22 protein-coding genes are annotated in these 23,078 nt (G+C 60.4%); 9 read left to right on the top strand and 13 right to left on the bottom strand.

Going from position 1 to position 23,078, the window contains the following annotated elements:
• From B3F77_RS20605 to B3F77_RS20635, 7 genes are all read right to left on the bottom strand, one after another.
• Positions 1-776: hypothetical protein (locus tag B3F77_RS20605; RefSeq protein WP_293606767.1), on the bottom strand; the 776-nt coding region annotated here is incomplete at its 3' end.
• 448 nt (positions 777-1,224) lie between these two features.
• Positions 1,225-2,046, bottom strand: a complete 822-nt coding sequence (locus B3F77_RS20610; RefSeq protein WP_293606768.1) for a transglutaminase family protein — start codon at positions 2,044-2,046, stop codon at positions 1,225-1,227.
• A gap of 14 nt (positions 2,047-2,060) precedes the next feature.
• Positions 2,061-3,023 carry an alpha-E domain-containing protein gene (locus tag B3F77_RS20615; protein ID WP_293606769.1) on the bottom strand — a complete coding sequence of 321 codons (963 nt, stop codon included), beginning with the start codon at positions 3,021-3,023 and terminating at the stop codon, positions 2,061-2,063.
• Between the two features lie 19 nt (positions 3,024-3,042).
• On the bottom strand, positions 3,043-3,204 hold the full coding sequence (locus B3F77_RS20620) for an alpha-E domain-containing protein (protein WP_293606770.1): 162 nt from the start codon (positions 3,202-3,204) through the stop codon (positions 3,043-3,045).
• A 19-nt stretch (positions 3,205-3,223) separates the two neighbouring features.
• Positions 3,224-3,385 carry an alpha-E domain-containing protein gene (locus tag B3F77_RS20625; protein ID WP_293606771.1) on the bottom strand — a complete coding sequence of 54 codons (162 nt, stop codon included), beginning with the start codon at positions 3,383-3,385 and terminating at the stop codon, positions 3,224-3,226.
• Positions 3,386-3,387: 2 nt separating this feature from the next.
• A complete protein-coding gene (locus B3F77_RS20630; RefSeq protein ID WP_293606772.1) occupies positions 3,388-4,884 on the bottom strand; it encodes a circularly permuted type 2 ATP-grasp protein in 1,497 nt (498 codons plus the stop codon).
• An 87-nt stretch (positions 4,885-4,971) separates the two neighbouring features.
• Positions 4,972-7,500, bottom strand: coding sequence for a DNA internalization-related competence protein ComEC/Rec2 (locus tag B3F77_RS20635; protein WP_293606773.1), 2,529 nt, complete (start codon positions 7,498-7,500; stop codon positions 4,972-4,974).
• 95 nt (positions 7,501-7,595) lie between these two features.
• Here B3F77_RS20635 and B3F77_RS20640 point away from each other — a divergent pair, with 95 nt between their 5' ends.
• Both B3F77_RS20640 and B3F77_RS20645 read left to right on the top strand, forming a co-directional pair.
• Positions 7,596-8,066, top strand: coding sequence for a RidA family protein (locus B3F77_RS20640; protein WP_293606774.1), 471 nt, complete (start codon positions 7,596-7,598; stop codon positions 8,064-8,066).
• A gap of 118 nt (positions 8,067-8,184) precedes the next feature.
• Positions 8,185-8,724 (top strand): cysteine hydrolase family protein, encoded by a 540-nt coding sequence (locus tag B3F77_RS20645; protein ID WP_293606775.1) that lies wholly within the window; start codon positions 8,185-8,187, stop codon positions 8,722-8,724.
• A 144-nt stretch (positions 8,725-8,868) separates the two neighbouring features.
• On the opposite strand, the gene parC is transcribed toward B3F77_RS20645, so the two are convergent.
• The 3 genes from parC to B3F77_RS20660 form a co-directional block, all read right to left on the bottom strand.
• Complete coding sequence (gene parC, locus B3F77_RS20650; RefSeq protein ID WP_293606776.1) at positions 8,869-11,223, bottom strand: DNA topoisomerase IV subunit A; 2,355 nt, start codon at positions 11,221-11,223, stop codon at positions 8,869-8,871.
• A gap of 130 nt (positions 11,224-11,353) precedes the next feature.
• Positions 11,354-12,223 (bottom strand): lytic transglycosylase domain-containing protein, encoded by an 870-nt coding sequence (locus B3F77_RS20655; protein WP_293606777.1) that lies wholly within the window; start codon positions 12,221-12,223, stop codon positions 11,354-11,356.
• Complete coding sequence (locus tag B3F77_RS20660) at positions 12,223-14,193, bottom strand: DNA topoisomerase IV subunit B (RefSeq protein WP_293606778.1); 1,971 nt, start codon at positions 14,191-14,193, stop codon at positions 12,223-12,225. The genes B3F77_RS20655 and B3F77_RS20660 overlap by 1 nt, the downstream gene beginning before the upstream one ends.
• 200 nt (positions 14,194-14,393) lie before the next feature.
• Here B3F77_RS20660 and B3F77_RS20665 point away from each other — a divergent pair, with 200 nt between their 5' ends.
• From B3F77_RS20665 to B3F77_RS21095, 6 genes are all read left to right on the top strand, one after another.
• The gene (locus B3F77_RS20665) at positions 14,394-15,605 is read left to right on the top strand and encodes an MFS transporter (RefSeq protein ID WP_414703063.1); all 1,212 of its coding nucleotides are present in this window, start codon (positions 14,394-14,396) and stop codon (positions 15,603-15,605) included.
• Between the two features lie 185 nt (positions 15,606-15,790).
• Positions 15,791-16,426, top strand: coding sequence for a class I SAM-dependent methyltransferase (locus B3F77_RS20670; protein WP_293606780.1), 636 nt, complete (start codon positions 15,791-15,793; stop codon positions 16,424-16,426).
• 94 nt (positions 16,427-16,520) lie between these two features.
• Positions 16,521-17,405, top strand: coding sequence for a 4-hydroxy-tetrahydrodipicolinate synthase (gene dapA / locus B3F77_RS20675; protein ID WP_293606781.1), 885 nt, complete (start codon positions 16,521-16,523; stop codon positions 17,403-17,405).
• 137 nt (positions 17,406-17,542) lie between these two features.
• Positions 17,543-18,583: an outer membrane protein assembly factor BamC gene (bamC, locus tag B3F77_RS20680; protein ID WP_414703067.1), complete on the top strand. Its 1,041-nt coding sequence runs from the start codon at positions 17,543-17,545 to the stop codon at positions 18,581-18,583.
• Positions 18,584-18,624: 41 nt separating this feature from the next.
• Positions 18,625-19,395 (top strand): MBL fold metallo-hydrolase, encoded by a 771-nt coding sequence (locus B3F77_RS20685; RefSeq protein ID WP_293606783.1) that lies wholly within the window; start codon positions 18,625-18,627, stop codon positions 19,393-19,395.
• Positions 19,396-19,461: 66 nt separating this feature from the next.
• A complete protein-coding gene (locus B3F77_RS21095) occupies positions 19,462-19,923 on the top strand; it encodes a hypothetical protein (RefSeq protein ID WP_414703064.1) in 462 nt (153 codons plus the stop codon).
• Between the two features lie 207 nt (positions 19,924-20,130).
• Here B3F77_RS21095 and B3F77_RS20695 read toward each other — a convergent pair whose 3' ends face one another.
• Both B3F77_RS20695 and B3F77_RS20700 read right to left on the bottom strand, forming a co-directional pair.
• On the bottom strand, positions 20,131-20,643 hold the full coding sequence (locus B3F77_RS20695) for a hypothetical protein (protein WP_293606784.1): 513 nt from the start codon (positions 20,641-20,643) through the stop codon (positions 20,131-20,133).
• A gap of 53 nt (positions 20,644-20,696) precedes the next feature.
• The gene (locus tag B3F77_RS20700; protein WP_293606785.1) at positions 20,697-21,929 is read right to left on the bottom strand and encodes a JmjC domain-containing protein; all 1,233 of its coding nucleotides are present in this window, start codon (positions 21,927-21,929) and stop codon (positions 20,697-20,699) included.
• Between the two features lie 14 nt (positions 21,930-21,943).
• On the opposite strand from B3F77_RS20700, the gene B3F77_RS20705 reads away from it, so the two are divergent.
• Positions 21,944-22,468, top strand: a complete 525-nt coding sequence (locus B3F77_RS20705; RefSeq protein ID WP_293606786.1) for an FKBP-type peptidyl-prolyl cis-trans isomerase — start codon at positions 21,944-21,946, stop codon at positions 22,466-22,468.
• Positions 22,469-22,543: 75 nt separating this feature from the next.
• On the opposite strand, the gene B3F77_RS20710 is transcribed toward B3F77_RS20705, so the two are convergent.
• A complete protein-coding gene (locus B3F77_RS20710; protein WP_293606787.1) occupies positions 22,544-23,035 on the bottom strand; it encodes a glycine zipper 2TM domain-containing protein in 492 nt (163 codons plus the stop codon).
• Positions 23,036-23,078: the final 43 nt, after the last annotated feature.

A 23,078-nucleotide genomic window follows, 5' to 3' on the forward strand; every position in this document is an offset into this window, starting at 1 on the left:
TGGGTTGGTGCTGCTCTCTGAACTTCTACGCCTCCTTTTTGCGGCGGCTGTGAGCGTGGGACGGCTGGACCGCCCTGCTGGATCGATGTCGGGTTGGAACGCTGGGCATCTTGCTGCTGGGGCCTTCTCTGCGGAGATATTCCTGGCTGTTCGCGCTGAGAAGTCGCGGATCCTCGTTGCTTTGCCTGCTCCTGATAGTGCTGCTGCACTACGGCCTCACGCGGCTGGTAACGGTAATGCTGGCTCTGAAGCTGCTGCTGTTGCTGCACTGGCGGATAGTGATTCCCTGAATACTGCCGCTGGTAGACAGGCAGCGGGGCGGGCGCTGGCGCAGAATTGCGGCTCCACTGGTTCCATCCGCTGCGCTGCTGCTCCCATCCTGTGCCCCAGTGCTCACCCCAGCGTGGCGGCGCCTCCGACTGCCACCCGCGAAAGTACGCAGGAGGCGCCCGGTAGTAGCGCACTGGGATTCGCAGAACGAACAGCGGCACATACTCCGGCCCCACCAGTCCCCAAGGCCCGTTGTACCAAGAGCTTGCATACCAGTTGTCATCCTGGTACACCCAGTACATGCCATCGTAAAAGAAGAAGTTTGAATTCAGTCGCGGGGCGTAGTAGACCGGGTAGCCCGGCACCCGGACGAGTTGCGGGTACATCGGCAGGTTGATCCCGATGCTCACACCGGGAAGCGCGATACCGATGCCAAGGCTGACCTGGGCCATGGCCGAAGTCACCGAGCACAACAACATCCAAAACACAATGAGTACGTAGCGCATTTTCTACCTTCCGGTTGGATCAAGGGGCGGGCGCGTTGTCAACGTACAGCTACACCGACCCTTCTTCAAAGACTTGCTCTTCTCCCAGCTTACTCAAATCCGACTGGGAGACTCTGTGCGTTATCGCACGCTCCAGACGTATCCCGCTGATCACACTTTATGTCGTCGCCGTCACCAAGGGTTGATATATCTCAAGCGCCGTGGACACCCGGATTGGTGCGGGAGCTGGTCGAGGGTATGGTGCGATGGGTTTCTGACTGGAGTCGAACTGGGAAACCGGAAAGCTGCCTGTCGTGAACGACTCTTGACGCTGCATTGCGGACGGTTGAGTTGCCCGATTCGACCGACTGCCTGGGTTCGTACAGCGACAGATGCAGATGGTTGTGCAGCGAGTGCGATTCCCATCAAATAATGGTTGCGAGGCGGGCTCATTGAAGCCCAAGCCGGTTCAAGCCGGCTCAATCGTGATGTTCACGGTCATGGATTCCAGACCACCGCCCTGCCGCACGCCCTTGATGGGTGGGCAGGCGTTGTAGTCGGTGCCCATGGCCAGCCGCACATGGCGCTCGTCAATCGGGCAGCTGTGGGTGACATCGATACTGACCCAGCGTCGGCTGGCCACATCGAGGCACACATCCACCCACGCATGGCTGGCCAGGTCGGGCTCGTTGGCTGCGTAAAAATAGCCGCTGACGTAGCGGGCCGGAATCCCCAGGCTGCGGCAGATGGCCACCATCACATGCGCCTGATCCTGGCACACGCCGGCGCCTGCCTCAAACGCCTCCAGCGCCGTTGTGGTGACGCTGGTGCTATATTTTTTATAGCTTACTGCGCCCGCCACGCCTTGGCTCAGGGCCAAAATCATACTCAAATCAAGCGCGCCGCCGGTGACTGAAGGACTGACGAAGCGGCGGCCAAAATCAGCCAGCTGCGGATGCGGTTCAGCCAGGTGCGTGGCCCGCAAAAATAAATGGGGGTGCGGCAGGTTGTCCGCATCGGTGAATTCGGCCACGCCCAGGGTTTCTACCTCGCCGGCCGCGTTGATCAGGCTCCAGCGCACGTTGTCAGCCGCCTGGCCCACAAAACTGTAGGAGTGAATGCTGTTGCCAAAGGCATCGCGCTGGGCAAAAAGCTTTTGCGGCGCACCCAGGCTCCAAAACGCAACCGTTTGCGCAGGGCCAGACTGCGGCGTGAGCCAGAGCGTTTGCAGCGCGTAGCGCAAGGGCTCGGTGTAGCGGTACTCGGTCGTGTGCTTGACGTGCAGCTTCATGGACAGCGCAGTGCTCAGCTGGTAGCCGGAACCAAAAACTCGCGGCTGATGTGCGCGCCGAGTTCGTTCACCCGGTCAAGGAACTGGGTCAGGAAAGCGTGCAGGCCGGTCGCCAGGATCTCGTCGATTCGCGCATATTGCAAATCGGCCCGCAATTTTCCGGCGCGACGTTGCGTTTCGCTGGATGCATCGCTGGTGAGCATGGCAAGGTTGCCCATCACCTCGTTGAGGCAGGCCAGCAGGGAACGCGGCATGTCGGCCCGCAAGATCAGCAATTCGGCCACGCGCTCGGGCTTGATGACGTCGCGGTACACCTTGCGATACACCTCAAAGCCGGACACGCTGCGCAAGACCGCGCTCCAGTGGTAAAAATCGTATTCCTGATCGTTCTCGCCGGTTGCGCCCAGAAAATCACCTTGAACGGCATGAAACCTCACATCCACCAGCCGGGCGGTGTTGTCGGCACGTTCCAGAAAAGTACCCAGGCGCAGAAAGTGAAACGCTTCGTCCTGCAGCATGGTGCCGGCCGTTACGCCGCGCGACAGGTGCGAGCGGAACTTGACCCATTCAAAAAACTGGCCCGGGTCGCGTTCGAAATCGCCATTGCGCAGCATGCGGGTAACTTCCAGGTAGGTCTGATTTTGCGTTTCCCACACATCGGTGGTCAGCGTGCCCCGCACGGCATGGGCGTTTTCGCGGGCATTGCGCAGGCACGAGATGATGCTTGAAGGATTTTTCTCGTCGCGCACCATGAAGTCCATCACATCACGCGGGTTGATGCTGTTGCCATACTTGGCGGCGTAGGCCGGTTTGAGCTCACTGATGCTAAGCAGGCCCTGCCAGCCCAACTGCACCACGGCAGCCGATTGCGGCAACAAGGAGGTCTGGTAGTTCACATCCAGCATGCGGGCGGTGTTTTCGGCCCGCTCGGTGTAGCGCGACATCCAGAAAAGGTGGTCAGCGGTGCGGGATAACATTTTTTCTCCTCTGTAAGCCTCAAACACCGAAAGCGCTGACGCGCTTTGCGGATTTTGGTGATGACATCACAAGCGCTTCGCGCAATTGATGAGTCATCCCCGCGAATGCCTGCGGCATATCGCCGGCTCTTTCCGTGTAGCGCGACATCCAGAAAAGGTGATCAGCGGTGCGGGATAACATTTTTTCTCCTCTGTAAGCCTCAAACACCGAAAGCGCTGGCGCGCTTTGCGGGTTTTGGTGATGACATCACAAGCGCTTCGCGCAATTGATGAGTCATCCCCGCGAATGCCTGCGGCATATCGCCGGCACGCTCGGTGTAGCGCGACATCCAGAAAAGGTGGTCAGCGGTGCGAGACAACATGCTTAAATTCCTCCGACTCGTGATCGTGACTGGACAGGCCTGGGCACTGCGGGGTCCCCTTGCAAAACCCAGGTGTCCTTGGTGCCGCCGCCTTGTGAGGAGTTGACCACCAGCGAGCCTTCTTTCAGGGCGACCCGCGTCAGGCCGCCGGGCACCATCTGCACTTCCTTTCCGCTCAGCACGAAGGGCCGCAGGTCAATGTGGCGCGGGGCAATGCCGCTGTCCACATACGTGGGGCAGGTCGAAAGGCTCAGGGTGGGCTGGGCAATGTAGCCCGACGGGTTGGCCAGCAGCGCGCGCCGAAAGTCTTCAATTTCCGCGTTGGTCGATGCCAGCCCGACCAGCATGCCGTAGCCGCCCGCGCCATGCACTTCTTTGACGACCAGGTCCTTGAGGTTGGCCAGGGTGTACTGCAGGTCTTCTTTGTTGCGGCACAGGTAGGTCGGCACGTTCTTGAGGATGGGCTTTTCGCCCAGGTAGAACTCGATCATTTTCGGCACGTAGGGATAAATCGACTTGTCGTCTGCCACGCCGGTGCCGATGGCGTTGCACAGCGAGACATTGCCGCTACGGTAGACATTGAGCAGGCCGGCGCAACCCAGGGTGGAATCGGGGCGAAAGGCCAGCGGGTCGAGGAAGTCGTCGTCCACGCGGCGGTAGATGACATCGACGCGTTTGGGGCCGCGCGTGGTGCGCATGTACACAAAGTTGTCTTTGACGAACAGGTCCTGACCTTCGACCAGCTCCACGCCCATTTGCTGCGCCAGAAACGCGTGTTCAAAGTAGGCCGAGTTGTACATGCCGGGCGTGAGCAGCACCACGGTGGGCTCGGCCGTGGCGGGCGGCGCCATGGCCCGCAGCGTCTCCAGCAACAAATCAGGATAGTGCGCCACCGGGGCCACGCGGTTTTCACTGAAGAGTTCGGGGAACAGCCGCATCATCATCTTGCGGTCTTCCAGCATGTAGCTCACGCCGCTGGGCACACGCAGGTTGTCTTCGAGCACGTAGTACTCGCCCTCCCCTTGCGCATTGGGCGCGCGCACGATGTCGATGCCGCTGATGTGCGAGTAAATGTTGCCAGGCACGTTCACACCCATCATCTCGGGGCGAAACTGCGCATTCTGGAAAATCTGCTCGGACGGAATCACGCCCGCCTTGATGATTTCCTGTCCGTGGTACACGTCGTGAATGAAGCGGTTGAGCGCCGTGACGCGTTGCACCAGGCCACGCTCCATACTGGCCCATTCATGCGCCGGAATGATGCGGGGAATCAGGTCAAACGGAATCAGCCGCTCGGTTCCCCCATTGTCCGAGCCCTCGTCTTTGGCGCCATATACCGCAAAGGTGATGCCCATGCGGCGAAAAATCATTTCCGCTTCAGTGCGGCGCGCTTCCATCACCTCGGCCGACTGTTTGGCCAGCCAGCGCTGGTAGCCCTGGTAGTGCTCACGGACGCTGGATGCCGTTGCATTCATCTCATCAAACATCGGTCGGCTCATGGGCTTGATCTCCTGCAAGGTTTGCGCAGTGCATTGTTTCGAGATAGCTTAGCAAGTTATGCGCCAGGCCGGTGCATTCAGCGCTTTTTAAAGCGCAGCCACATGGTGCCAGTAGCGTTGACCCTCTTGCCGCTGGCAGGTGATGTTCCCGGGCTTCAGGCTCTTCCAGGTGGCAGCCCCGCACTGCGGCGACCTGATCAGCCGGATGCCGCGCGCCTGGTAGCGCGCCACCACCGATTCGACCGGATGGCCAAAGCGGTTGCGATAGCCCGCCTGGGCCAGCGCCAGCTGCGGCTGCACCGCGTCCAGGAAAATCGCGCTCGATGAGGACTTGCTGCCGTGGTGCGGCACCAGTAGAAAATCAGCCTTCAAACGGGCCGAGTCGGTGCCCGAAGCCAGCCTGAGTTCCTGGGGCACCTCAATATCGCCGACCAGCAAGGCGGTCTGGCTGCCGTTGGAGACGCGCAGCACGCAGCTCATGGCATTCGATTTGTTCACCACTTCGTAATCAGCGGCGGCCGGGTGCAACACTTCAAAAGTCACCGAGTCCCACTCCCAGCGCTGGCCCGCCACGCAGCGGACCGATTTGCGCAAGGCCTGCAGCTCGTGGCTGTCTTCGATCGAGCTCAACAAGGCTGCCTGCGGCTGCATGGCCAACACGGCTGAGGCGCCCCCGGTGTGGTCGGTGTCGCGATGGCTCAGCATCAGCATGTCCACCCGCTCGCCCAGCGCTCGCAGCAGCGGCACAAGCACGCGGTTCCCGGCATCGCTTTCGCGCGAAAAAAACGGACCCGTGTCGTACAGCAGGGTATGACTGGCCGTGCGCACCAGCACCGCATCGCCCTGCCCGATATCAGCAGCCAGCAACTCAAACTGCCCCGGCGCCACACGCGCCGGTTGCCACAGCAAAACCGGCAGCAATAAAGGGATGCCCAACGCGCGCCAATGCCACGGCAATCGCATGGCTACCAAACCACCGCCCAGCACGCCTGCGACAGCGCACCACAACGGCGCGGCAGCCACACTGATGGAGGCCAGCGGCCAGCTGGCCAGCCACTGAAGAAACCACGCCAGCAGCCCCACAGCCCACGCCGCCCCATCCCACACCGGCGCCCACAGCACACCCAGCATGGCCAGCGGCGTCACCAGCAGGGTGACCCAGGGAATGGCCACCGCATTGGCCAGCAAGCCGACCAGCGAGACCTGGTTGAACAGCAGCAGCGACAAGGGCGTGAGCGCCAGCGTGACCACCCATTGCTCACGTGCGGCACGCATCAGACCGGCCGCGGGTTTCACCAGCGCCTGCGGCCAAAACGCTGGTTCCACCGCATTTTTTAAGGCAAATTGACCTGTAGCCTCCATATGACGGACGTCATTCGCTCCTGAATCTGTAGCAAACAGCACCCCTACCGCAACAAACGACAGCCAGAACCCGGCCTGCATCAGGGCCCAGGGGTCCAGCACAACGACTACCGCCATGGCCAGCAACCAGGTCTGCAGCCAGGGCCACTGCTTGCCACTTTGCCGCAGCAAGACCACCACGGCGAGCATCCAGATGGTGCGCTGGGCAGGCACGCCCCAGCCTGAAAACAGCGCGTACAGCGTTGCCAGAAAAAGCCCACCCAGGGCCCCGGCACTGCTCGCCGGCAGCGCCAGGCAGAGCCGTGGCGTCAGCTTGACAGAGCGCCGCCACAGGCCGCTGATCAGCAAAGACGCGGCCCAGGCAAACATGGTGATGTGCAAGCCCGAAATACTCATCAGGTGGGCGACGCCCGTCGCACGAAAAACATCCCAGTCGGCGCGCTCAATGGCGTTTTGGTCGCCCACCACCAGCGCGGCCAGCACGCCGGCCAGCTGCCGGTTTTCAACGCGCTGGTAAATCGCTTCCCGCACCGACTGGCGGGCGCGCTCCACCGGGTGCTCCCAGCTGCTGGAGAGTTTCAGGGGCGGCGCATCATGCGGCCCGGCACGCACGTAGCCGGTGGCCTGAATGCCCTGCTCCCACAGCCAGAGCTCGTAGTCGAAACCGTAGGGGTTGCTGTTGCCATGCGGCGCCTTGAGCCGCACCGTCATGTGCCAGCGCTCACCGGCGCGCAGGATTTGCGGCTGACGCTGCAACGCCAGCCCCAGCTCGAAAGGATCAGCGTCTTGTCCCACTTCTTTATTAAGCAGGCTTTTGGCATCCCGCGCACCAAAACCCGAATACCAGCCCAGCAAAATTTGCGGTGGCAGTTTTACTGTTTGCCCGTTGAGGCGGGCAGATTCGATACCAAGGCGAAACCGCACGCCGTCTTCGCCGGGCTGCGGCATGGCCAGCACCCTGCCGGTCACCTCCATATCACGCCCCTCCAGGGCCGGGCTCAATGTGGTGGACTGAAAGGCGCTGGCCCGCCAGCCCGTCAAGCCAAAGCCCAGCAAAGCTGCGAACACCACAACAGTCAGCGCAGTGCCGCGAATGGAGCCTTTTTTACGGGCGGTAGCAGCCCACAACAGGACCATCATCGCCACGCTCAGGGCCGCAAGCGCGGCATACCACTCGCCCGGCCACAAACCGGACTGCTGAAGTTGCGCGGCGACACCCACGATGAAGCCACTGAAAACAAGTCCTGGGCTCACCATGCCAACCCGCAGTCTGGTTGTCGCCGTTACGCCCATCCGCTATTCCCCGCTATATTCAAGAATTCCACCGTTTACCCCCCAAGGACATCCCCATGAGTATCAACCCCCCAAACGTCTATGACAAGCTCAAAGCACTGGGCATTACCCTGCCCACGGTGGCAGCCCCGGCGGCGGCCTATGTGCCCTTCGTGCAGACCGGCAACCTGGTCTTCCTGAGCGGCCATCTCGCCAAAAAAGACGGCAAGGTCATCGTCGGCCAATTGGGCAAGACCATGACCACCGAAGAAGGCAAAGCGGCAACCCGCGCCATCGCCATTGACCTGATGGGCACGCTGCACGCGGCGGTGGGCGACCTGAACAAGGTCAAGCGCATCGTCAAACTCATGAGCCTGGTCAACTCGACCAGCGACTTCACAGAACATCACCTGGTGACCAACGGTGCCAGCGAATTGCTGGGAGAAGTATTTGGTGACGCTGGCAGGCACGCCCGCAGTGCTTTTGGTGTGGCGCAGATTCCACTTGGGGCTTGCGTTGAGATTGAGCTGATTGCTGAGATTGGCTGAAGTGATTTGAACAAAGTGATTCGCTCGCCGTCCGGCTAGACTGAAACTGAGCAATCACTGCGTTGACGGCCGCGGGGTCGCGTGACCCAAGAGACACCACGAAATACCATTTCTCTCCATGAAATCCGCCCTCCTGGTTATCGACGTGCAACGCGGACTATTCGATGAACCGCTGCCGCCTTACGAGGCAGCTTCAGTCGTCGAAAGAATCAACGCGCTATCAAAGCGCGCTCGCGCTACCGGCGTACCGGTCGTGTTCATTCAGCATGAGACCCCTTCCGGTTTGCTTGCTTACGGTTCGGAAAGCTGGCAACTCGAACGAAATTTCGTCATAGCCGACACGGACACGATTGTTCGAAAAACAACGTCCGACTCATTTCTTCGTACGACATTGGGCGCGATGCTTTCCTGCTGGACCACCGAACAGTTGGTGATCTGCGGCTATGCCTCGGAGTTCTGTGTTGATACGACTACGCGCCGTGCGGCCGCGCTGGGCTATCAGGTCGTCCTTGTCGCCGATGCACATACGACCCACGACAAAGACCATGCCTCTGGAGCGCAAATTCGAGCGCATCACAACGCGACCCTTCCCGGCATAACAAGCTTTGGACCGCTTATTGAAGCCAGACGTGCAGCGGACATCGCGTTTGGAGCCTAAACAGGGAAGGATCGCTCCGTCGTACCCCGCACCTGAGAACACGTAAGCTCTTAGATGCCGTCTTGCCCAGTCAAGAGGGTATGTATATTGCTATAAAATTAATAGCTACTCCCTCCAACGCAAAAGCGCTAGCAGCCGTTTTTATCACTCAACCCGCGTAATCCCCGTGGGTTTGAAGCCCAGATCAGCCGCCTTTCCTTTGCGCGCACGCGCCGCGCGGGCATTGTTCAGGCTGCGGATTTCCAGGGTTTCCTCACGCGCTTTGCCGCCGCGCCCAATGCCTTCGATACGTACGCTGCGGGTGTAAGCCGCTGCGCCCGCGAGCGCGTCCTTGGGCTCCAGGTCGATGAGCATGAGGCCGCGTCCGCCCTTGTCCATCTGCTTGAGTTCGCTGATTTCAAACGTGAGGATGCGGCCGCCGGTGGAGGCGCAGGCGACATGCGTGGCTGGCAGCAAGGGCTGCGCGCTGGTGCTGCCCTGTGCATGCGAGGGACGGCACACGGTTTCGCCTTCGCCCAGGCTGATGAAGGCCTTGCCGCTCTTGTTGCGCGAAACCATGCTCTCCACCGTGGCCAGGAAACCGTAGCCCCCCGAACTGGACAGCAGCAGCGCGGCCGAGGCGGGCCCGGCAAAGTAGTGCAGCACTTGCGTGCCAGACTCCAGCTCGATCAGCGTCGTGACGGGCTGGCCGTCGCCGCGTGCGCCGGGCAGTGCGGCCACGGGCACGGAGTACACGCGGCCGTTGCTGCCGAACACCAGCAAGGTATCGACCGTGCGGCATTCAAAGGTGCTGTACAAGCCGTCGCCGGCCTTGAAGGCAAAGCTCACGGAATCGTGGCCGTGACCCGTGCGGGCGCGGACCCAGCCCTTGGCGCTCACCACGACCGTGACCGGCTCGTCCAGCACCTTGACTTCCAGCACGGCTTTTTTATCGGCCTGAATCAGCGTACGGCGCGGGTCGGCAAACTGCTTGGCGTCCGCTTCAATTTCCTTGATCAGCAGTCGGCGCAGCGCCGTCGGGCTGCCCAGGATTTCTTCGAGCTTGCCCTGCTCTTCACGCAGGGTTTTAAGCTCCTGCTCAATCTTGATGGCTTCGAGCCGCGCCAGCTGGCGAAGGCGAATTTCTAAAATGTCTTCGGCCTGCCGGTCACTGAGCTTGAATCGCTCGATCAGCGCGGCTTTGGGCTCGTCGGACTGGCGAATGATGGCAATCACTTCGTCGATATTGAGCAGCACCAAATGGCGCCCTTCAAGAATGTGAATGCGGTCCAGCACCTTGTCCAAACGGTGCTGCGAGCGCCGCTGCACCGTGGTCTGGCGAAACGCTATCCACTCCACCAGCATCTGCCGCAAGGACTTTTGCGTCGGCTTGCCATCCAGCCCCACCATGGTCAGATTGATGGAGGATGAACTCTCCAGGCTGGTGTGCGCCAACAAGGTGTTGATGAGTTCGGACTGCCCGACCTTGCTGGTCTTGGGCTCAAACACCAGGCGCACGGCGGCATCCTTGCTGGATTCGTCGCGCACCAGGTCCAGCACGGCCAGCACGGTCTGCTTGAGTTGCACCTGGTCCTGGCTGAGCGCCTTTTTACCGGCCCTGATTTTTGGATTGGTCAGCTCTTCAATCTCTTCAAGCACCTTCTGGGTGCTGACACCGGGCGGCAGCTCCTGCACCACCAGTTTCCACTGGCCGCGCGCCAGGTCTTCAATCTTCCAGCGTGCCCGCACCTTGAGTGAACCTCGGCCGGTGCTGTAGGCCGCCGCAATTTCAGCAGAGTTCGAAATAATCTGCCCACCACCCGGGTAGTCGGGCCCGGCGATCAGCGTGTACAGTTCGTCATCGCTGAGTTGGGGCGTTTTGATCAGGGCGACACAGGCGTCGGCCACCTCACGCAGGTTGTGGCTGGGGATTTCGGTGGCCAAGCCCACGGCAATGCCGCTGGCGCCGTTGAGCAGCGTGAACGGCAGGCGTGCCGGGAGTTGCCGCGGCTCTTCGGTCGATCCATCGTAGTTGGGCACGAAGTCCACCGTGCCCTCATCGATCTCCTCCATGAGCAGGCTGGTGATTCGGGCCAGCCGCGCCTCGGTGTAGCGCATGGCCGCCGCGCCGTCGCCGTCACGGCTGCCGAAGTTGCCCTGTCCGTCGATCAGCGGATAACGCTGTGAAAAGTCTTGCGCCATGCGCACCAGCGCGTCATAAGCCGCCTGGTCGCCATGCGGGTGGAAACGGCCCAGCACATCGCCCACCACGCGGGCACTTTTGACCGGTCTGGCACCGCTGTTTCCGTTGGCGCCGCCAAAGCCCAGGCCCATGCGCGCCATGCTGTACAAAATGCGCCGCTGCACCGGCTTTTGGCCGTCGCACACATCGGGCAGCGCCCTGCCCTTGACCACGCTTAGCGCGTATTCGAGGTAGGCGCGCTGCGCGTAGGCGGCGAGGCAATCCTCGTCGGCAGGTTCAGGGTTTTGGGCTTGGGCACCCGGCGTAAAAAGATCCATTGTGAATTTGCTTGGGTTGGACAGCTTATGCGTTGCCGGTACGCGCAGATGGCGACAGGCACAGGGTTAGTAGGCAGGGTAAATTGTCGGTCCGCCCGACTTGTTGATCTCGAACCAGTACACCGGTCTGTCAATCCCGCTCGGCCTTGACGTCTGGTGAAGCGGTGGACACGATGGTGGACGGCACCATGTTGCCACGACCACTGCTGCCCCCCATCATTTCCATGCGCACCCGGCTTGACGCGGTCGTAATGCTGGTCGGCTTGAGATGGTTGTATAGCTGCATCACTGTTTTGACGTAATTTCGGGTTTCCGGGAAATTCGGTATCTTGTTGCCCGCCCGCTGTACCGCGCCTTCACCGGCGTTGTAGGCGGCAATGGCCAGTTCAAGCTGGCCAGGGAACAGCTTGATCAGGTCGCTCAGGTAGCTCGAACCCGCCCTGATGTTGGTCCTGGGGTCGGTGAGCTTTTTCTGGATCGGCGAATTCTTGTCGGCCCGCACGCCATAACGCGCTGCCGTCGGTGGAATCAGCTGCATCAGGCCTATGGCGCCCTTCGGTGAAACAGCCTGGGCATTAAATCCGGACTCGGTGGCGATCAGGGCCTGCAGCAACTCGTAGTCAATCCCGTGCGTCAGAGAAGCTTCGCGCAGCAAGTACTTGACCGCCTTGTAGTTGGGCGACACCTCAAAATACGTCAGCAATTTGGCAGGTGCCGCGGCCACGCCCGTCGCCCGGTCAGCGCCGCCACCCGCCACTTTGCCGGTATTTCCGGCATTGAAGTTCTCGCCGCCGCGGAAAAAAAGCGCATAGCGCTCGTCCAGCCGTGTCGCCGAAAAGTGAGTGATGCCCTGCGCATCAACGTAGCCCCAGACATCAGCCCGAGCCGGCGTAGCCTGCAAAGCCGCGAGCAGCATGACCAGCACCGGCAAGACCAGCGCGCGCCAGCGGGCACGGGCTGGCCAGTGCAAAAACGAAAAAAACTTCACGCGAGGATTCATCAAATATCAATTTCCACGGCATCGCCGTGCAACTCCATCAGTTCGCGGCGCGCCGCAGCTTCACCTTTGCCCATCAGCTTGGTGATCAGGCTCTCGGTTTGCAGGAAATCCTGGTTACCCAGTTGCACGGGCATCAGGCGGCGAGTATCTGGATTGAGTGTGGTATCCCACAATTGTTCCGCACTCATTTCGCCCAGGCCCTTGAAGCGGCTGATGCTCCAGGCGTTTTCCCGCACGCCATCTTTGCGCAACTTATCCAATATGGAGGTTAACTCGCCTTCATCAAGGGCATAGACCTTGGACGCCGGCTTTTTGCCGCGGGCCGGCGCGTCCACACGGAACAGCGGCGGTCGGGCTACGTACACATGACCGGCGGCTATCAATTTTGGAAAGTGACGGAAAAACAGGGTCAGCAGCAGCACCTGGATGTGCGAGCCGTCCACGTCCGCGTCGCTCAGAATGCAGACCTTGCCATAGCGCAAACCGCTCAAATCCGGCGTGTCATTCGGGCCGTGCGGATCCACCCCGATGGCGACCGCGATATCGTGAATCTCGGTGTTGGCAAACAGGCGGTCGCGCTCGACCTCCCAGGTATTGAGCACCTTGCCGCGCAGCGGAAGAATCGCCTGGCTCTCTTTGTCGCGACCCATTTTGGCACTGCCTCCGGCAGAATCCCCCTCGACCAGAAACACCTCGTTGTGCGCCAAGTCCTTGCTTTCGCAATCGGTCAGTTTGCCGGGCAACACGGCCACGCCCGAGCCCTTGCGTTTTTCGACTTTCTGGCCGGCTTTCTGGCGCGTTTGAGCGGCCTTGATGGCAAGCTCGGCCAGCTTTTTTCCGTACTCGACATGCTGGTTAAGCCACAACTCCAGCGCCGGGCGCACACAGCCCGACACGAGCCGGACGGCGTCACGCGAATTGAGGCGCTCCTTGATCTGGCCCTGAAACTGCGGGTCCAGCACCTTGGCGGAGAGCACGTAGCTGGCGCGGGCAAACACATCTTCGGGCAAGAGCTTCACACCTTTGGGCAACAGCGAATGCAGCTCGATAAAGCTCTTGACCGCATTGAACAGGCCATCGCGCAGCCCGCTCTCGTGCGTGCCACCGGCGCTGGTCGGGATCAGGTTGACGTAGCTCTCGCGCACCGGCTGGCCGTCTTCGGTAAAGGCCACGCACCAGCTGGCGCCCTCGCCTTCGGCAAAACTGTCGTGCGAGGCATCGGCGAAGCTTTCCCCTTCAAACATCGGAATCACAGGGTCCGCCGTCAGCGTCTGCATCAGGTAGTCGCGCAAGCCGCCTTTGTAGGCCCAAGTTTGTGTTTCCTTCGTTTTTTCATTGATCAACGTGACGGTCACACCGGGCATCAGCACTGCTTTGCTGCGCAGCAAATGCGTCAAATCGCCCATGGGCAGTGCTGCAGACTCAAAGTAGCTGGTGTCCGGCCAGGCCCGCACCGAGGTACCGGACTTGCGATCGCCTTCACCGGCCTTGCGCAGTTGCAGCTTTTCAATCACATCCCCGCCAGCAAATACCAGCTTGGCGACCATGCCTTCACGGTAGGAGGTGACTTCGAGCCGCTTGGACAGCGCGTTGGTCACGCTCACGCCCACACCGTGCAGGCCGCCCGAGAAATTGTAGGCACCGCCCTTGCCCTTGTCGAACTTGCCGCCCGCATGCAGGCGGGTGAACACCAGTTCAAGCACCGAGGCTTTCTCTTCCGGATGCATGCCAAACGGAATACCCCGGCCGTCGTCTTCCACCGTCACGGAGCCATCAATGTGCAGCGTGACCTTGAGCTTCTTGCCGTGCCCGGCCAGCGCTTCGTCAGCCGAGTTGTCGAGCACTTCCTGGATGAGGTGCAGGGGGTTGTCGGTGCGCGTGTACATGCCCGGACGCTGCTTGACGGGCTCCAGGCCCTTGAGCACGCGGATCGAGCTTTCGGAGTATTCAGTGGGGTATTTGTCAGCCATGGGGGTTCAGGTGAATCTACATGATTGTAGTCCGGGCCGCAAAAGCAACTGTATAAATACACAGTCAACCTCGTGCAGGGAATAAACAAGCCAGACCTTCTGGCGACCGGAAATCTGCGCGGGCGCCGACGGCTCATGGCCATTTTCGTTACAGTCTGCGCATGGGTTCAAACACCACATCTTCACTAAAAAAACTTTCGATGTTTCAAGTGCTGGCCTGCGGCGCGGCGATTGTGACGCTGTCCATGGGCATACGCCACGGTTTCGGGCTGTGGCTGCAGCCCATCACCCAGGCGCAGGGCTGGACGCGCGAAACCTTTGCCTTTGCGATTGCCGTGCAGAACCTGGCCTGGGGTGTTTTTGGCATTTTCGCGGGCATGGTGGCCGACCGCTTTGGCGCTTTGCGGGTGATCGTGGGCGGTGCCCTGCTGTATGCGCTGGGCCTGGTGGGCATGGCACTGTCGCCCACGGGCCTATTGTTCACGCTGACCGCCGGGGTGTTGATTGGTGCCGCGCAGGCGGGCACCACCTATGCCGTGATTTACGGCGTGATCGGCCGCAATATTTCGGCCGACAGACGTTCGTGGGCCATGGGGGTGGCGGCAGCGGCAGGTTCGTTTGGCCAGTTTTTGATGGTGCCCACCGAAGGTTTCCTGATCAGCAGCTTCGGCTGGAAGACCGCCTTGCTGGTGCTCAGCGCCGCCGTGTTGCTGATCATGCCGCTGGCGCTGGGCCTGCGTGAAAGCGGCTTTGCCGGCGGGGGGTCCGCCAGGCATGAGCAGACCATTGGCCAGGCGCTGCGCGAGGCCCTCAAATATCCGAGCTTTCAGCTATTGATGGCAGGCTACTTTGTCTGTGGCTTTCAGGTGGTATTCATTGGTGTACACATGCCGAGCTACCTCAAGGACAAGGGCATGTCACCCCAGGTAGCCGGCTACGCGCTGGCGCTGATTGGCCTTTTCAATGTATTTGGTACCTACACCGCAGGCGCGCTGGGCCAGAGAATCGCCAAAAAGAAAATCCTGGCGACGATTTATCTTTCACGCGCAGTCGTCATCGCCGTGTTTCTGGCCGCGCCGCTGAGCCCGGCCAGCGTGTATATTTTTGCCAGCCTGATGGGCCTGCTGTGGCTGTCAACCGTTCCACCCACCAATGCCGTGGTGGCGCAAATCTTCGGCATCCAGCATCTCTCGATGCTGAGTGGCTTCATTTTCTTCAGCCACCAGATGGGCTCGTTCATGGGCGTCTGGCTGGGCGGCTATTTATATGACCGCACCGGCAGCTACGACATCGTCTGGTATATCGCGATTGCGCTGGGCGTGTTTGCGGCGCTGGTGAATTTGCCGGTGCGCGAAGCGCCCATCACTCGTGATGGCCGGGCCAGCCACGGCAAATTGCCGCAGGGAGCCTGAATTGGCCAAGAAAATTGTTCTGTGGGCCATCGTGATCATCGCGTCGCTGGCGGTGTTTGCCCTCTACACAAGGCCTGATTTCCTGTTCACACTGGCGAACCAGCTCTGGGGCTGTTTTTAGGCCTTTCCAGGTTTTTTATAAGGTTTTTTGGCCTCCAGCCCAATAGGGACGGGCGCAAGCAGCTATGAAAATAATAGTAACTACCAACGTCTCCGACGGTATTTTCGCCAACATGGCGCCGCCCTCCCCTTGGGTGCAACGTTGGTCGCACCTTGTGCCAGATCGAGGCGTGGTGCTGGATGTAGCCTGTGGACACGGCCGCCACGCCCGCTGGTTTTATGAACGAAATCACCCCGTCGTCCTTGTAGATCGGTCGCAGGCAGCTATTGAATCCATAGCAATTCCAGCGCAGGACTGCGAAGCCGTGGTGGCTGACATTGAAACGGGCCCCTGGCCGTTTGCGGGTCGGCAGTTCGACGCAGTGCTCGTCACCAACTACCTGTGGCGCCCACTGATACCCACCCTGCTAAACAGCCTGGCGCCGGGTGGCGTGCTGATTTACGAAACCTTTACGCAGGGCAATGAGACGGTTGGCAAGCCCTCACGGCCCGATTTTTTGCTGCGTCCCGGCGAGTTGCTCGAGCTATGCCGGGGCTTGCGGGTGGTGGCTTTTGAAGAGGGTTTTCAGGAGGATCCGCAGGGGCTGCTGCCACGCTTCATCCAGCGCATTGCCGCCGTCCGCGAAGCTGGAAACCATGCGGGCTTGCCCGCGTCCCTCAACCAGGCAGATACTCGCCCGCCACGGTATAGACTCCCTTAGGCTCTGGGTAGAATGCAGGTCTCGGCTAACCGGGGCTGCTCTCCAGATTGTTGAACCGGGCCAGCACCCCAGCCACGAACCTCACAACCAAGACATGAAAACCATTATTGGCAGCATCGTTGCACTGGCAACGCCCATGCATGAAGACGGCAGCGTGGACTACCCCACACTGCGCAAACTGGTGGACTGGCACATTGCCGAAGGCACCGACTGCATCGGTGTGGTCGGCACCACCGGTGAGTCGCCTACTGTCAACGTTGAAGAGCACTGCGAAATCATCCGCGTCGCGGTGGAGCAGGCCAAAAAGCGCGTGCCCATCATGGCCGGCTGCGGTGCCAACTCGACCTCTGAAGCGATCGAGCTTGCCAGGTTCGCCAAACAGGTGGGCGCAGATTGCCAGCTGCAGGTGGTCCCTTACTACAACAAGCCCACGCAGGAAGGCCAGTACCGGCATTTCAAGGCGATCGCCGAGGCTATAGGTGATTTACCAACAGTTCTGTACAACGTCCCGGGTCGCACCGCCTCCGACATGGCACACGCCACCGTGTTGCGCCTGGCCCAGGTCCCCGGCATTGTGGGCATCAAGGAAGCCACCGGCAACATCGAGCGCGCGCAGTGGCTGATCAAGGAGGTCCCCAAAGGTTTTGCCGTGTATTCGGGCGACGACCCGACCGCCGTGGCACTGATGCTCTGCGGTGGCCAAGGCAACATCAGCGTGACGGCCAACGTTGCGCCCCGGCTCATGCATGAATTGTGTGTGGCCGCAGTGGCGGGCGACGTCAGGCGCGCCATGGAATTGCAGTTCAAACTGCTGCCCCTGCACCGAAACCTCTTTGTCGAAGCCAACCCGATTCCCGTCAAATGGGCCATGGCCCGGATGGGACTTTGCGGCGGCACGCTGCGCCTGCCCATGACGCCGCTGGAGACATCGAACGAAGCAGCCGTGGAAAACGCCCTGCGCACATGCAGCCTGATCTGATTTTTAAGGGAAACCAAGTGAAGACATCGCCGACATTACCAAAGCGTCCTGCATTTTTAAAAGCCCAAAGCGCTGCAACCGTAACTGCACTGGTTGCCGTCAGCCTGCTTGCGGGCTGCTCCTCCATCAACGAAGCGATGCAGGGCGAACGTGTCGATTACAAATCGAGCGGTGCCAAAGCCTCTTCGCTGGATATTCCTCCCGACCTGACCCAGCTCAGCCGCGAAACCCGCTACGTGGTTCCCGGCGCGGCCGTGACGGCAAGCAGCTACCAGGTGGGCCAGCCCACCCAGACCGTGCCCACCGCAGCTGCTGCGGTAGGCGACGTGCGAATAGAGCGGGCTGGCAGCCAGCGCTGGCTGGTGGTTAACCGACCGGCTGACAAACTCTGGGAGCCGGTGCGTGATTTCTGGCAGGAAAACGGCTTCCTGTTGACGCTGGACCAGGCCAACCTTGGCATCATGGAAACTGACTGGGCCGAAAACCGCGCCAAACTGCCACAGGATTTCATCCGCAACACGCTGGGTAAAGTATTGGAAAGCCTTTATTCCACCGGGGAACGTGACAAGTTCCGTACCCGGTTTGAGCGCAGACCGGATGGCGGCACCGAGATTTATATCAGCCATCGCGGCATGGTCGAAGTGGTGACCGGCGCCAAAAGCGCAAGCGCCGTTACAGGCGACAGCACGATCTGGGAGCCCCGCCCCGCCGACCCGGAGCTGGAGGCCGAGTTTCTGCGCCGCCTGATGGTCAAGCTGGGCGTGACCCAAGAACAATCCAAAGCCCTCGTTGCCGCAGGCGTCACAAGCAAGCAAACGTCTCGCGTCGCCGTTGTGAACAAGCTGCCCGTCGTGCAGATCGATGAAGGTTTCGAGCGCGCCTGGCGTCGGGTTGGCCTGGCACTGGACCGGACCGGCTTTACCGTTGAGGACCGCGACCGCAACCACGGCACTTACTTCGTGCGTTATGTCGAACCTGTTGCCAACAAGAGCGAACCCGGCTTCTTCAGCAAACTGTTCGGCGGTTCTTCAGCCGCGCCAGCTCCGCTGAAATACCGCATCACCGTCAAGAGCCAGGGTGAAAGCACCACGGTATCCGTCCTCAATGCCCAGGGTGCAGCCGAATCGTCAGCCAATGCCCAGCGCATCGTTCAGGTGATTGCCGACGACCTGAAGTAAAGGCAGCCAGGTTTGCAGCTCGATGACCGCTCCCTGCCCCGGTGTTAAGGTTTAAAAGCCTCGGCAGTGGCAGTACAGGCAACGCCACCCTGGTAGAGGTTGCGGGCCAAAGGCCAGTGCGCCTGCTGGTTGACTGTGGCCTCGGGCTTAAACAGCTCTCCGTGCGACTGGCCCAAGCCGGACTGGCCGATGACGACATCGACGCTCTCTTTATCACGCATGAACACAGCGATCACATTGGGTGCGCGCGCCAGTTTGCACGGCGCTACCGGGTGCCGGTCTGGATGAGCCGCGGCACCCATGAAGGCATTGGCTCGCCCGACTTCGACGGCCTGCTCAACACCGCACGCGACGGCGAAGCCATTGACCTGGGTGATATGCAAATCATGCCTTTTACGGTTCCGCATGATGCGCGCGAACCTTTGCACCTGACCTGCACAGACGGCGCTAAAAAGCTGGGGCTTCTGACCGATCTCGGCCATGCCACGGCTCACCTGCTGGCCCATCTGGCGCGCTGCGACGCCTTGCTGCTTGAGTGCAACCACGACAGCGAGCTGCTGGCCCAGTCGACCTATCCACCTTTTCTCAAGCGGCGCGTCGGTGGAATGTACGGGCATTTATCAAACACCGCCGCAGGCGCGATTGCCCGATCGTTGCTTCACGGGGGACTCAAGCATCTGGTAGCCGCGCATCTGAGTGGGCAGAACAACCGCCCGGAACTCGCGCGCCAGGCCATGTCTGATGCGTTGGGAAGCGCCACCGAGATTGTGATTGCCGACGCCGGTGCAGGCACACGCTGGCTTGCAATTTAGGTCCGTTTCGGCCACTGGCAAGGTCCAGGCTCTTGCAACGCATATTGCCCTGCCAATGCGTAAAACATGAAAAAGCCGCCCGAAGGCGGCTTTTTCGCAAGCAGAAAAAATTACTTGGCTGCGCTGGCAGCTTGGGCCGCTGCGTCAGCGGCGGCGCCAGCAGTAGAGGCGGAACCGGCTGCAGTAGAGGCGGAACCGGCTGCATCAGCGGCGGAACCGGCAGCGGCAGAAGCGTCAGCTGCTGGTGCTGGAACAACCACAACAGGTGCGGGCGTCACGACGACGGGTGCTGCTTCTTCCTTTTTGCCGCAGGCAGCCAGGGCAACAGCGGCAACAATGGCTGCCAAAACGAGTGATTTGTTCATTTTTACGATCCTTGATGAATTAAGAAAACAATTTCCGGAAATTGTCAAAAGAAAACCCAAACTAAAATTCAAGTTATATTTTGACCGGGGAAAGGACTCGAGCTCTTTCTACCCAGATCTAAATTATATGCTGGATATTACAACCCTGAAAACCCTTAGTTGACAAAACGCAACCCAGCATCAGCCAGCAACCTAAAAACCACAGTAGCAGCCTGTCGGATTTGGGACGTCGAAAGCGCGAATTGGCCCCCAGCGAGGGCAGTTTTTGCCGGATTTGCAGGCCCATAGTCCCGCCATGGAACAAAAAGGTGCTGAAAAATGGACCGCAGCGGCCGATTCGTAGCCGACGTCTCCCAAATCCAACCGACTGCTAGAGCCCCAAGGTGGTTGCAGGGAAAGCCGGCGAGCTTTTCAACAGCCGCTCGTTCAAGCGCTCTCTCAATGCCACGCGCCTGGCCACTTCAGACCCGGCTATTCCTGTGCAACGCTGCAGGTCCAGCCGTTCAAATGCCCAGCCGGGTCCCCACAGGGCGCTGGGCATGTCATCGGCCGGGGCAGCAGCGCTTGCGCGGCATTCCACGATGTGCGCCCAGGTTCGCCGCCAAGTCACAAAGCGCGTGTGCCCTCGCAGCACCTCATGGTAATTTTTGGCAAGCATCGTAAGCTTGCGACCAGTTTTGGACCAGTCGTTCAGGGCCTGAGTCACAACACGCTCGCCCAGAGGCCAGTCTTCAAAGCTCGGATCACACAAAATGATTTCACGCCATCCCTGCAGGGCCGCTACAGCAAAGGACTGGCGGATCAAATCGGCAAACTCGGTGCGGCCGGTGAATCGACCTTCCAACAGAGCAGGTGGCACAGCCGGAATTCTTTGAGAGTCCATGATGCTTTCCCCTTGGCTTTCGTTGGTTCTCCGTGGAACTGGTGCCGCGCGCTTCAGGTGCCTGCATCCGACAGGTCATGCGGCTCTTGCCGCAGCCAGCCGGCATCATGCCAGTCGCCCAATAGCGCGATGGCGGCCACACTGGCCTTGCGCAGCTCGCGGGCCGATAGACTGCGCTGGTCGGCCAGTCGATGCATGAGGGTGGCATCGGCACCTTTGGCGCGATAGCTTTCGCCATTGATAAACACATGGTCGCTGTCATACATCATGCGGGTCCGCGCATCCAGATAAAGGCTGGCCTGGCCTGCTTTGGCGGCATCGGATGCCCAAGCCTGCAGGCACTCCTCAAACAAGACCGAAGGTTTGGGCTCGGTCATGCACTCGCCCAAGGCACAGCTAAGGGCCAGCGGGTCTTTCAGCGCATCCAGAACAGCTTGCTCGGCAAAGGTCACCAGGCCTGCCGGCATCGCCGCGGGAGTCGCGGTCGCGGGCTGGCCGGGGTCGCGGTACAAGCGCGGCTGGCGCGCCGCCTGTCGCCGTCCTTCGCCTGGCGACGCTTGCGCCTCGTCTTCACTGAATTCAGCCAGACGGTGCAGCAATTCGGCCGCCAGCACATTGCGGATGGGAACCCGAAAACCAATGGAATAAGTCATGCAATCAGCCGCTTTTCCGTCGCTTCCCACAGCCGCTTCAGCAACGCCGTCATGCGCATAGCCCGGAGGCAGGTAGAGCATGTCGCCCGCCTCCAGCACAAACTCCTCCTCCGGCTGGAAGTTTTGCAAAATCTTCAGGGGCACACCCGGTTGCAGGGTCCGGTCTTTTTGCTGCCCTATCCTCCAGCGGCGGCGTCCACTGGCTTGCAGCAAAAACACGTCGTAACTGTCAAAGTGCGGCCCCACGCCGCCGCCCGTCGTCGCAAACGAGATCATCAGGTCATCGAGCCTGGCATCGGGCGCAAAACGGAACTTCTGCAGCAGCGCATGCGCGCCCGCATCGTGCAGGTCCACTCCCTGCACCAGCAAGGTCCAGCCCTGCTGGCTCAGCGGCGGCAGACCTCTGGGCGCGATAGGCCCTTGCTTCATGCGCCAACCCTTGGGCTGCCGAACAATCAGACGGGACTCAACATGCTCCTGCGCAGCCAGCTTGCACAGCGCTGCTCGGCTGAGCAAAGGCTGAAACTCCGGAATAGCCTGGCGCACCAGCAGCGGTTTTTTTTGCCAGTACTTGCGCATGAATTGCGCCGGGCTCAGGCCAGCGAGCAGGTCTAGAGATTGATTTATATCCATGGGACAATTGTCGGATGAAAATCACCCCGCAATGCGTCGTAGCCCTCACATGGACGCTGAAAGATACCCTGGGCGATGTACTGGATGAGCTGGACGAGCCGGTTGAGTTTTTGCTCGGCGGCGATGACTTGCTGGCCAAAATTGAGGAATCCCTGCAAGGTCATCAAGCCGGAGACCAGCTTGAGCTGCACTTGGAGCCCGAATATGCATTCGGTGACTATGATGAAAACTTGGTTTTTCTTGAGCCACGCGACATTTTCCCGGCAGAGCTCGAAGAAGGCATGACCTTTGATGGTGCTGCCCTGCCGGCAGGTGCCAGCGGGCACATTCCGCATGAGCACATTTATACAGTCACGGAAATCTACCCTGAGCATGTGGTGCTCGACGGCAACCATCCCCTGGCCGGCATTGCCATCCGGCTGGCCGCCAGGGTCGAGTCAGTACGCGAAGCGACCGAGGAGGAAATTGACCAAGGCACTCTGGGCACCGGTTTTTTCAAACTGGAGCCGCTCACGCCACGCAACGGCACGCTGCACTGATCAAGCCAAATAAACTGCATAAAAAAAGCGGCGCTGCAGAAAAACTGCCGCGCCACTACTGCCTTAAAGAGGGTCTTAGTAGCGGAACAGCTGCCCGTTTTCAATCCGCACCCGATCCCCCGTACGCAGATCGCCTGGGGAAGTGACGTCGTAGGAACGGTAGGCACCGTTGTCGAGCTGGACGGATATGCGGTAGGTTTCGCGAACATTGGTGTTGCGGTTCTTCTCAATGGCATTGCCGGCGACAGCGCCACCCACAGCACCGATCACCGTGGCGGCATCGCGTCCGCCGCCGCTGCCGATCTGATGACCGATGACCGCGCCAGCCACGCCACCGAGTACCGCGCCGACGCCAGAGCCCTGGCCTTGTCCCTGGGTCTGGAGGAGTTCCACATTGCTGACGCGTCCATATTCAACATAGTTGCTCTGTTGATTCTGCGCAGGGTATTGGGCAGGGTAGGACGACACCGGTGTCTGGGGATACATCGGCGTTGAGCCACAAGCGGCCAAGCCGGCCAAAAGAAGCACCGAAGAAGCAACTGAAATAAAGCGGGAAGCGTGGCGCATGAAAATCTCCTGTGAATAATGTTCATGGGGCCCTTGCGCAATC

The organism is Polaromonas sp. UBA4122, assembly GCA_002381615.1.
Lineage (GTDB): Bacteria > Pseudomonadota > Gammaproteobacteria > Burkholderiales > Burkholderiaceae_C > Polaromonas.